This window comes from Microvirga sp. P4_G7 (assembly GCF_056401005.1).
Genome location: NZ_JBFUKD010000722.1, coordinates 1 through 1,783, shown reverse-complemented (window position 1 = coordinate 1,783; position 1,783 = coordinate 1). Strand labels below are relative to the sequence as shown.

The following is a 1,783-nucleotide window of genomic DNA, read 5'->3' as shown; positions in this document are numbered from 1 at the left end:
GAACGCACCCAAGCCGAAGCCGGGTGAGGGAGAGCCGCATGCGCCGTACGTGGGCGTCAACGTCACCATCCCCAGCGAGTGAGCCATGACACAGCGCAAGTTCGTAAGACCCTCAATCGAGGGCGCTGCAATCCCCGACCCGGACAGGGCGAGAGATCTCCCTCTATCAGGGCAGGAAGTCGAGTGGACGCCCTATTGGGCGGCCGTTGCTGAACGCGGCGACATCACCGTGTCGGATTTGGAGCAGCCCATCGCGTCGGTCGACGCAGAGCCCGCTTCGAAGAAGAAATCCCAACCCGCCGGCCAGAACTCCAGGCCGCTTACTTAAGGAAAACCGCGATGGCTGTCGCATATTCAAACATGCCGGGCGATATCCGCGTCCCGGGCACCTTTTTCGAAATCAACKCCGGTATTCCGCCGTACTCAGGCACGTCGAGGACGCTGTTCATTGGCCGGAAACTGGCGGCTGGCTCCGCCGCGCTTGGCGCACCGATCAATATCGGAGCAGGCGACGTGAATACGCTGTTCGGCGCCGGCTCGATGCTGGCCGAGATGGCGATCATTGGACGCTGGCACAATCCAGTCGGTGAGATCTGGGCTCTGCCTGTGATGGATCCGAGTGGCACCGCTGCAAGCGGTTCGATCGCCATCACGGGCACGGCCACCGCTGCCGGCACCCTCGTACGGTACGTTGCCGGTGAACGGTACTCGGTTGGTGTGGCTTCGGGCGATACGGCCGCGACTGTCGCTGCCGCGTTGAAGGCTGCGATCGACAAGGGCTTCACCAAGTACAATCGGGCTCAGCTCGCGCCGGTCACTTCCTCGGTATCGACCGGCACCATCACGCTCACCGCGCGTCACCTCGGCACCGAGGGCAACGCGATCCGTATCGAAGCTGGTCTCGACGGCAATGAGGTTGATCCGGCCGGACTCTCCATCGCTATCACGGCGATGTCGGGCGGCACGGGCGACGTGGACATGGCAGCGGCGCTCGCGGCGCTGGGCGACCAGCCGTTCGACCATATCGGCGGGCCGTACGCCGCGGCGGCACAATTGAACGCGGTCCGCTCGTTCCTATCCGACAGCGGGTCGGGCCGGTGGTCCCCGACAGTCGGCCTCTTCGGGCACTACTTCACCGTCAACCAAGGGAATCTGGCTGCGCAGACCGCTCTGGGCGCCGGGCGGAACGATCAGCACGTCTCAATCCTCGGAATCAACAACTACCCGCAAGCACCGTGGGCGTGGGCTGCGGCCATTACCGCCGTCATCGGGATGTCCAAGAATCTCGGACGGCCTGTGTCGGAAGCTGTCGAGATCGCACGTCCCTTGCAGACCCTCGTGCTCTCGGGCTTGCGTGGTCCGAAAGCCGTCGCGGATCAGTGGAAGTTGGCGGACCGCGATTCCCTCTATCGGAACGGTATCTCCGCGGTGACTTTCCGTGCAGACGGACAGGCAGCGCTTGATCGGGTGGTCTCGACCTACCAGACGAATGCCTGGGGGCAGCCCGACATCACCTTCCTGGATGTCGAAACCTTGTACATTGCGGCCTATGCCGCGCGGTACTTTAAGCAGCGGATCGCGACGACCTATCCGCGGCACGTCCTGAAGGATGACAATCCGCGATCGATCCAGGGCGTTACGACGCCACCTCAGATCCGGGCGGCGCTCATCCACGCCTATCGGGAACTGTACGAGGCAGGTCTTGCCGAGAAGCCGGACCTTTTCGCGCAATACCTGATCGTGGAACGCTCCACCGATCCGAACCGCGTCAACGCCTACATCC

At 63.5% G+C, this 1,783-nt stretch carries 2 protein-coding genes; both read left to right on the top strand.

Features of this window, described 5'->3' with window-relative positions:
- The first annotated feature begins 85 nt into the window (after positions 1 to 85).
- Positions 86 to 328, top strand: coding sequence for a hypothetical protein (locus AC1DT3_RS20000; protein WP_477466962.1), 243 nt, complete (start codon positions 86 to 88; stop codon positions 326 to 328).
- An 11-nt stretch (positions 329 to 339) separates the two neighbouring features.
- Positions 340 to 1,783 (top strand): phage tail sheath subtilisin-like domain-containing protein (locus AC1DT3_RS19995; protein ID WP_477466961.1); only part of this gene is annotated, 1,444 nt, incomplete at its 3' end.